Genomic DNA, 9,834 nt, shown 5'->3' with positions numbered 1-9,834 from the left:
GCTTCGTACCCGTCTTGCCCGCGAGCGTCACCGACTCGTGGTTTGCCGTGCCGTCCGCATTTTTGTCATACGTCACCGCAGCAAGCGACTTGCCGTCTTCGCCGATCAGGCCCGACGACTTCAGCTGTGACACGTTTACCGCGTCGAGGTCGGCCTTACCCGCCGCCACGTTCGACAGCGTCGTGCCACCTTTACCCGCCAGTGTTGCCGATTGGTAGTTCGGCGTGCCGTCCTTGTTCTTGTCGTACGTCACCGCGGCACGCGTGTCGCCATCCGCATCCACCAGGCCCGTGTTCGTGAACTGGTTCTTGATGTGCGTGATGTCGCCCGTGTTGCCTGCCACTCGACCGTCCAGGTTCTCCAGCGCATCGCCTACCGTGTGGTAATCGACCTTCTTCGTATCGTCCGCCGGATCGGCCAGCGTGTACGTCGGCGCCTTCAGCTTCCCGCTTTCGTCCACCATCGAGCCACCACCCAGCGCGTCCGCCACGCTCTGCGCCGTGCCATGCAGCTGCGAGCCGTTGACTGCGTCCTTGCTGTCCGCGCTCACCTTGCCAGCCGCCACATTCGACAGCGTCGTGCCCGCCTGGCCCGCCAGCGTCACCTTGTCCTTCGTCACGCTGTCGTAAGACACGGCCAGCGGGTTCATGCCGCCTTCCACGTCGCTGATTGCTTTCGTCAGTTGATCGACGTTCACCGCGTCCGTGCCGGCCGTGCCCTGTGCAACGTTCGACAGCGTCACCGGGCCCGTCGACTTCCCGCCGCCCAGCGTCACCGAGTTGAAGTTCGGCGTGCCGTCCGGCTTCTTATCGTACGTCACCGCGGCAATCGACTTGCCGTCCTCGCCGATCAAACCCGACGACTTCAGCTGCGATACGTTCACCGCGTCCATGTCGGCCGTACCGGCCTTCACGTTCGACAGCGTCGTGCCTGCCTTGCCCGCCAGCGTCACCTTGTCCTTCGACGTGCTGTCGTACACCACCGCCAGCGATTCGCCCGTCGTCTTGTCGATGACGCCGCCATCCGTCAGGGTGTCCTTCAGGTTGCCCAGGTTCTCGTTCGTCGCGAACAACTGCGAGCCGTTCACCGCGTCCGTGCTCGTCGCCGACAGTTCGGCCGCCTTCACGTTCGTCAGCTTCGTACCCGTCTTGCCCGCGAGCGTCACCGACTCGTGGTTTGCCGTGCCGTCCGCATTTTTGTCATACGTCACCGCAGCGATCGACTTGCCGTCTTCGCCGATCAGGCCCGACGACTTCAGTTGCGATACGTTCACCGCGTCCTTGTCGGCCTTGCCGTCTGCCACGTTCGACAATGTCGTGCCGCCAACACCGGCCAGCGTCGCCGACTTGAAGTTCGGCGTACCGTCCGCGTTCTTGTCGTACGTCACCGCAGCAAGCGACTTGCCGTCGTCACCGATCAGGCCCGACGACTTCAGCTGCGATACGTTCACCGCGTCCAGATCCGCCGTACCGGCCTTCACGTTCGACAGCGTCGTGCCTGTCTTGCCCGCCAGCGTCACCTTGTCCTTCGACGTGCTGTCATACACCACCGCCAGCGATTCGCCCGTCGTCTTGTCGATGACGCCACCATCCGTCAGGGTGTCCTTCAGGTTGCCCAGGTTCTCGTTCGTCGCAAACAGTTGCGAGCCGTTCACCGCGTCCGTGCTCGTCGCCGACAGCTCACCAGCCTTCACGTTCGTCAGTGTCGTGCCGCCTTCGCCGGCCAGCGTCGCCGACTTAAAGTTCGGCGTGCCGTCCGCGTTCTTGTCGTACGTCACCGCAGCAAGCGACTTGCCGTCCTCGCCAACGAGGCCCGACGACTTCAGTTGCGATACGTTCACCGCGTCCATGTCGGCCGTGCCAGCCTTCACGTTCGGCAGCGTCGTGCCCGCCTGGCCCGCCAGCGTCACCTTGTCCTTCGTCACGCTGTCGTAAGACACGGCCAGCGGGTTCATGCCGCCTTCCACGTCGCTGATCGCTTTCGTCAGTTGATCGACGTTCACCGCATCCGTGCCGGCCGTGCCCTGTGCAACGTTCGACAGCGTCACCGGGCCCGTCGACTTCCCGCCGCCCAGCGTCACCGAGTTGTAGTTCGGCGTGCCGTCTGCCTTCTTGTCGTACGTCACCGCGGCAATCGACTTGCCGTCCTCGCCGATCAGGCCCGACGACTTCAGCTGCGACACGTTCACCGCGTCCAGATCCGCCGTACCGGCCTTCACGTTCGACAGCGTCGTGCCTGCCTTGCCCGCCAGCGTCACCTTGTCCTTCGACGTGCTGTCGTACACCACCGCCAGCGATTCGCCCGTCGTCTTGTCGATGACGCCGCCATCCGTCAGGGTGTCCTTCAGGTTGCCCAGGTTCTCGTTCGTCGCAAACAGTTGCGAGCCGTTCACCGCGTCCGTGCTCGTCGCCGACAGTTCGGCCGCCTTCACGTTCGTCAGCTTCGTACCCGTCTTGCCCGCGAGCGTCACCGACTCGTGGTTTGCCGTGCCGTCCGCATTTTTGTCATACGTCACCGCAGCGATCGACTTGCCGTCTTCGCCGATCAGGCCCGACGACTTCAGTTGCGATACGTTCACCGCGTCCTTGTCCGCCTTGCCGTCTGCCACGTTCGACAACGTCGTGCCGCCAACACCGACCAGCGTCGCCGACTTGAAGTTCGGCGTACCGTCCGCGTTCTTGTCGTACGTCACCGCAGCAAGCGACTTGCCGTCCTCGCCGATCAGACCCGACGACTTCAGCTGCGACACGTTCACCGCGTCCATGTCGGCCGTACCGGCCTTCACGTTCGACAGCGTCGTGCCTGTCTTGCCCGCCAGCGTGACCTTGTCCTTCGTCGCGCTGTCGTAAGACACGGCGTTCGGGTCGGAGCCGCCGTTCTTCGCCATCGCGTCCAGCGCGTCGCCGACGTTGTTGTACGTCGTGTCGCCGACCTTGTACGTCGGTGCCGTGATGTTGCCATCGGTGCCGATGCCCGCGCCCCCGCCGAGCGCATTCGTCACGCCCGTCAACTGGCTCACGTTCACCGCATCGTTGTTTTTGGTACCCTTTGCGACGTTGACGATCTGGCGCTGCATCGAGTTCGACCCGACGGAAAGTGCATTACCGCGATCGGCGACGGAGTTAGCGCCCAGCGCGATACCGCCACTATTGCCTGATGTCACGCTTGCGTTGGCACCCAACGCCATTGCATCGGTTACGTTTTGCGCAACCTTCGCGGACTTGCCGAGCGCCACGCTGTTCGCGCTCCCGCCCATCGTCGCCGCCTTGTCGCCCATGGCAATCGAGCTCTGACCCAAAGCCATCACGCCGTTGTTACCGACCGCCACCGCATTTTGCGCGTTGGCCTTCACGTGGGAACCGATGGCCAACGCACCCGCGCCATTGGTCGTGACCATGCTGCCCATCGCGACCGAGAACGGTTGGTCGACCCCCGTCTGCGCAATACTGCCGAGCGCGACCGAACCCTCCGAAAGGGCGGCGGCCTGCAGACCGATCGCAACCGTATCGAGGCCGCCCGCAGCGCTCCCCACGCCGATGGCCGCGGCCGTTCCCAGCGTCGGATCCGTGCCGTTGATCGATGCCACGTTCGGCATGGTGCCGTCCGCACCCATCCCTTCGATTGCAACGAAGGTACCCGGCTTCGATTCGACGTCACGCGTCATCCGCTGCATCCGCTTGTTTGCGGTTTGCATCGCATTGGTCAACTGGTGCATCGTGACGGCATCGGTTTCGTCAACGCCATCGCTGACGTTGACGATCCGGCGCGTCGCGGCGGTGTCACCGACCGACACGGTATTGGCGCCCGAAGCGACCGAGTTGATCCCGATCGCGACGGAGTTCCTGCCCGTCGCCCTGGCACCCGAACCGATCGCCAGTGTGTCGGTATTCGTCGCCATCGCCTGCGAGCCGATCGCCACGCTGTTCTTGCCCAGCGCATTGGCCTGCATGCCCGTGGCATTGACCTTGATGTACTTCATGTCGAGCGTGCCGTCGCCGAGATCCTTCTTGATCTCGTCCTTGACGTCGCTCATGCCGCTTTGGAGCTGGGCCACGTTGACGGCATCGGTAGCGGCCTGGCCGGTCGCGACGTTCTTCAGCGAGACCGGCTTCGTCGCGCCCGTGCCGCCCAGCGTCACGCTCGTCTTGCCCGCGCCGTCATAGTGCACGGCGTTCGCGTCCTCGCCACCTGCGCCGCCCGAGGCGGCCGCGGCCTGAAGCGCGTCGCCGACGTTGTTGAAAGTCTTGTCACCGACCTTGTAGGTCGGCTTCGAAAGGGTGCCGTCCGTATTGACGATCGTTTCGCCGCCGAGTGCCGATGCGACGCTCGACGACACGTCATACAGTTGGCCGCCGTTCACGGCGTCCTTGCTGGCCGATGCGACCTTGCCGGCCTTCACGTTCGTGACGATCGTGCCGCCCGTGCCGCCCAGCGCAACGGTGCTCTTCGTCGCATCCTTGTATACGACCGCGAGCGACTCGCCGGTCGACGGGTCGATCAGCCCGCTATCGTTCAGCGACTTCTCGACATCGGTCACGCGGTTGTTGGTCGCGAACAGTTGCGCGCCGTTGACGGCGTCCGTGCTGTTCGCCGACAGCGTGGCCGCGCGCACGTTGGTGAGCTTGACCGCGGCCGAGCCGGTGCCGCCGAGGGTCACCGAATTCTTCGCGGTGGAGTCGTACTCCACCGCATTTTCCGACCCGCCGCCCGAGGCGGAAGCCGCCAGCAGCGCATCGCCGACGTTGTCGTAGGTCTTGCTGCCGATCGTGTAGGCCGGTTTCTTGATGTTGCCGCTCGCGTCGACGGCAGCGTTGCCGCCCAGCGTGGCGGTCACATCCTTGAGCTGCGCAATGTTGACGGCATCGGTCGCCTGCGTGCCGCGCCCGACGTTGACGATCTGACGCTCGAAACCGGCGGTGCCCACCGATACCGTGTTGTCCCGGTCAGCTTCGGAATACGAACCGAGTGCCAGCGAGTCGGCGCCGCGCGCCGCCGCGCTCTGACCGATCGCGATCGCGTTGTCCGCTGCCGCCGCAGCCTGCGAGCCGATCGCCATCGTACCTGCCCGCGCCGCCATCGACGAATCGCCGATCGCCAGTGCGGATTCCGCCGTCGCCTTCGCCTTCCGGCCCAGCGCGTAGGCACCCCAACCGGTCGCCTGTGCCTCGTTGCCGAGCGCGATCGACGACTTGCCGCCCGCATTGGCAGCTGCCCCAAGCGCAATCGCACCTTCTTCGCCGAGCGCCGATGCATTGGCACCGAACGCGACGTTGTTGCCGGCCGCCGTCGCCGCGGTACCGATCGCTACCGCACCGCTGAGACCCGACGTGGACGGACGCGTTTTCGCGCTGCTGCCGATCGCGATCGAGTTCTCGCCCATCGCCGACGCGTTATCCGTGCCGTCGCCCCTCGCATTGATCTTCACGTATGCGCTGTTGTCGGACACGACTGCCCGGGTATCGGGGACACTTCGCTTCAGCGTTTGCGGATTCTGCTTGACGTCGGCCAGATGGGTACGCTCGTCGAGCGTCGGGTCTGCCGCGTCGACTTCGTCCGCGTACGCGGACCCCATCGAAGCCACGACCAGCGCGGCGGCCGCCGCGATTTTTGATTTCGACGAGCTCGACGATTTCGAGCGTCCGCGCGCAATTTCCGATGCGGCGCACCAGGTGCTGGTCGAGGCGTTCCACACGACACGATACGACTTGTTCATACGAACCTTTCCCTTTGGTAAACCTCTCGGCAACGTGCATCGGCTTTGCGTAGCCATATCGATGCGACGACTCGGCGAGAGCGGTGACAAGTAGCTCAACGCTTACGGTTTTCCGGAAAGAAATGCGAAACGTGACTGCTGAGGAAATCGCATGAAGACGGACGGAAGATCATGCCGACAGCGCTGCGAAATCGCGCGTTTCAACCGGATACTGAAAGCTGGCTGAAACTCTATTGGCGCGCCCTCATCTCGAAAACAGGACGAGAACTAAATAGGTGGGAATACGTTTACAACTTGTACGAATTGCCTTTTATCTCTAATAAATTTCACAGGATTTAAAGGATTTGCCGGACCACACCAGGCATCGAATAATTAGATATTTCCTGTATCAAAAAAGTCGCGGAGACGACGCGTTTCGCTGAACGGCGGAGCCGGACGGCATGCAACGGCACCCTGCTTGAACCTGGTCTTCCGGACCGCTCGCACGCCTGGAAAATCCGCTATACTTTGCCGACTGCCGCCCTTGGCGGCAGGTCGGAAGCGCGCCGATTTGCTGACTCGATTGCGGGCGCGCGAACCGGCCGGGGTTTGATGCGTCGATGCGTCGCTCCCCAGGCGGGTTCACTACAAATGCGGCTAAAGAGGTCGTCAGCCGCGCACCTTCGCCTCCGCGCATCGCCGACACCGTTTAGCCGCCCAGTCATAAGGCGGAACGAATGGACTCGATCGGCATCGTCGCTCCACAGACCATGCACTTCGCCGAACCGCTGCGCTTGCAAAGCGGCAGCGTGCTCGGCAACTATCAGCTCGTCGTCGAGACTTACGGCGAGCTCAACGCCGCGCGCTCGAACGCGGTGCTCGTCTGCCACGCGCTCAACGCGTCGCACCACGTCGCCGGCGTCTACGCGGATGATCCGCGCAGCACCGGCTGGTGGGACAACATGGTCGGCCCGGGCAAGCCGCTCGACACCAACCGCTTCTTCGTGATCGGCGTGAACAACCTCGGGTCGTGCTTCGGCTCGACGGGCCCGATGAGCGTCGATCCGTCGACCGGCAAGCCGTACGGCGCCAAGTTCCCGGTGGTCACCGTCGAGGACTGGGTGCACGCCCAGGCGCGCGTCGCCGACGCGTTCGGCATCGAGCGCTTCGCGGCCGTGATGGGCGGCAGCCTCGGCGGGATGCAGGCGCTCGCATGGAGCCTGATGTATCCGGAGCGCGTCGCGCACTGCATCGACATCGCGTCGACGCCGAAGCTGTCCGCGCAGAACATCGCGTTCAACGAGGTCGCGCGCTCGGCGATCCTGTCCGATCCCGATTTCCACGGCGGCGACTATTACGCGCACAACGTCAAACCGAAGCGCGGCCTGCGCGTCGCGCGGATGATCGGCCACATCACGTATCTGTCCGACGACGACATGGCCGAGAAATTCGGCCGGGCGCTGCGCCGCGCGGACGGCGCGCTCGACGCGTACAACTTCAGCTTCGACGTCGAGTTCGAGGTCGAGTCGTACCTGCGCTACCAGGGCGACAAGTTCGCCGACTACTTCGACGCGAACACCTACCTGCTGATCACGCGCGCGCTCGACTACTTCGATCCGGCCAAGGCGTTCGACGGCAACCTGACGGCCGCGCTCGCGCATACGCAGGCGAAGTACCTGATCGCGAGCTTCTCGACCGACTGGCGCTTCGCGCCCGCGCGCTCGCGCGAGATCGTGAAGGCGCTGCTCGACAACAAGCGCACGGTCAGCTACGCGGAAATCGATGCGCCGCACGGCCATGATGCGTTCCTGCTGGACGACGCGCGCTATCACAACCTGATCCGCGCGTATTACGAACGAATCGCCATCGAGGTGGGAGCATGAACCAGCAAGCGCTGAATTCCCTGTCCGCGCGCGCGGACTTCCGCACGATCGCCCGCTGGGTCGAGCCGCGCTCGAGCGTGCTCGACCTCGGCTGCGGCGACGGCTCGCTGCTCGCGCTGCTGATGGAAGAACTGGACGTGACCGGCTACGGGATCGAGCTGAACGACGCGGGCGTGCTCGCGAGCGCGAAAAACGGCATCAACGTGATCCAGCAGAACCTCGAGGACGGCCTGCGCCTGTTCGAGGATCACAGCTTCGACATCGCGATCCTGTCGCAGACGCTTCAGACGATCCACCAGACCGCCGCGATCCTGCGCGAAACCGCGCGCGTCGGTCGCGAATGCATCGTGTCGTTCCCGAACTTCGGCTACTGGGCGCACCGGCTGTCGGTGCTGCGCGGCCGGATGCCGGTGTCGAAGTCGCTGCCTTATCAGTGGCACAACACGCCGAACGTGCGGGTGCTGACGATCAAGGATTTCGAGGCGCTCGCGCCCGAAGTCGGCGTCACGATCCTCGACCGCGTCGTGCTGCACGAAGGCCAGCCGATTCGATGGGGAGCGAACTGGCGTGGTAGTCTTGCTGTCTATCGCGTCAAGCGCAGCTGAGCCGGGGAGCCGTTGACGGAAGATCCGGCCCGCCCACGCGCGCGGCCGCCCCACCTTCGCCGGCCGCGCCGCCCGCGCTGCCGCCGCCTTCAGTCAACGCTACCCAGTTCCAGTCCATGTCGAAAACGCCACACGAGGCGCCCGCACTCACCGCTCACGAGGATCACCCCGGCTGGCGCGCCTATCTGAACAAGCACATGCTGATCTGCGTGTTCCTGGGCTTCACGTCGGGGCTGCCCCTGTTCACGCTCGTCTACCTCGTGCAGGCATGGCTGCGCTCCGAGGGCGTGAACCTGAAGGAGATCGGCCTGTTCGCGCTGATCCAGTTCCCGTATACGTGGAAGTTCCTGTGGGCGCCGCTGATGGACCGCTACATCCCGCGGCTGCCCGGCTGGCGGCCGGGCCGCCGGCGCGGCTGGCTGCTGCTCACGCAGGTGCTGGTCGCCGGCGCGATCGCCGCGCTCGGCTTCGTGTCGCCGCGCGACTCGATCTGGACGGTCGCCGCGCTCACGACGCTCGTCGCGTTCTTCGGCGCGAGCGCCGACATCGTGATCGACGCGTACCGCCGCGAACTGCTGCGCGACACCGAGCAGGGCCTCGGCAACGCGGTGCACGTGAACGCGTACAAGCTCGCCGCGCTGATCCCCGGCTCGCTGGCGCTGATCCTGTCCGACCACATGCCGTGGGACGCCGTGTTCGCGATCACCGGCGCATTCATGCTGCCGGGCATCCTGATGACGCTCGTCGTGCGCGAGCCGGAAGTGGCCGGCGCGCCGCCGCGCAACCTGCGCGACGCGATCGTGCTGCCGTTTCGCGAATTCATCCAGCGCGACGGCTGGGCCGGCGCGCTGCTCGTCGTCGCGTTCATCTTCCTGTTCAAGATCGGCGACACGATGGCCACCACGCTGTCGACGTCGTTCTTCCTCGACATCGGCTTCACGCGCACCGAAATCGGCATCGTCGCGAAAACCACCGCGCTCGTCGCGAGCGTCGCCGGCGGCATCATCGGCGGCATCTGGCTCGTGAAGATCGGCATCGGCCGCGGGCTGTGGATCTTCGGCGCGCTGCAGATGGTGTCGACGCTCGGCTTCGCATGGCTCGCGCAGCTCGGCCCCGGTTCGCCCGTGCTCGCGATGCTGTACGACTTCACCGTGTCGACGAGCCACGCGATCGCGGCCGCGCTGTCGGTGTTCGGCATCGCCGTCACGCCGCAATTCAGCCCGATGACGGTCGCGCTCGCGATCGTCTACGGCTTCGAAACCTTCACGACCGGGCTGACGATGGCCGCGTTCGTCGCGTACATCGCCAGCACGACCGATCCGCGCTACACGGCCACGCAGTTCGCGCTGTTCACGAGCCTGGCCTCCGTGCCGCGCACGCTCGCGTCGGCGGCGAGCGGCTTCATCGTCGCGAAGATCGGCTGGTTCGACTACTTCATCGTGTGCACCGCGCTCGCGATTCCCGGCATGCTGCTGCTGTTCAGGATCGCGCCGTGGAACGGTGCCGCGCGCAACGGCGAGGCGAGCCGTGCGCGGTAACCGCCTGCGCCGTCTCGCACGCGTGGCGGCCGCGTTGGGCGTCGGCGCCGCGGCGCTCGCCGCGCACGCGACCGACACCGGCGCGACGGCCGCGGGCTCCGCGCCGGCCGCGGCGC

The 9,834-nt window shown here is 65.2% G+C and carries 4 protein-coding genes; 3 read left to right on the top strand and 1 reads right to left on the bottom strand.

The window, feature by feature from the left end; all coding sequences use genetic code 11:
• Nucleotides 1-5,713 (bottom strand): ESPR-type extended signal peptide-containing protein (locus LGN10_RS33180; protein ID WP_264163306.1); only part of this gene is annotated, 5,713 nt, incomplete at its 3' end.
• 716 nt (nucleotides 5,714-6,429) lie between these two features.
• Here LGN10_RS33180 and metX point away from each other — a divergent pair.
• From metX to LGN10_RS33165, 3 genes are all read left to right on the top strand, one after another.
• Nucleotides 6,430-7,575 carry a homoserine O-succinyltransferase MetX gene (metX, locus tag LGN10_RS33175; RefSeq protein ID WP_226226264.1) on the top strand — a complete coding sequence of 382 codons (1,146 nt, stop codon included), beginning with the start codon at nucleotides 6,430-6,432 and terminating at the stop codon, nucleotides 7,573-7,575.
• Nucleotides 7,572-8,180, top strand: coding sequence for a methionine biosynthesis protein MetW (gene metW, locus LGN10_RS33170; RefSeq protein WP_059573628.1), 609 nt, complete (start codon nucleotides 7,572-7,574; stop codon nucleotides 8,178-8,180). The genes metX and metW overlap by 4 nt, the downstream gene beginning before the upstream one ends.
• A 116-nt stretch (nucleotides 8,181-8,296) precedes the next feature.
• Nucleotides 8,297-9,718, top strand: a complete 1,422-nt coding sequence (locus LGN10_RS33165) for an AmpG family muropeptide MFS transporter (RefSeq protein ID WP_059573627.1) — start codon at nucleotides 8,297-8,299, stop codon at nucleotides 9,716-9,718.
• Nucleotides 9,719-9,834 lie beyond the last annotated feature (116 nt).

Origin of the sequence: Burkholderia sp. AU32262 (genome assembly GCF_020419985.1) — a bacterium.
Classification (GTDB): domain Bacteria; phylum Pseudomonadota; class Gammaproteobacteria; order Burkholderiales; family Burkholderiaceae; genus Burkholderia; species Burkholderia semiarida.
Note: the sequence above shows the minus strand (reverse complement) of the source record. Positions and strands in the feature narration are given on the sequence as shown.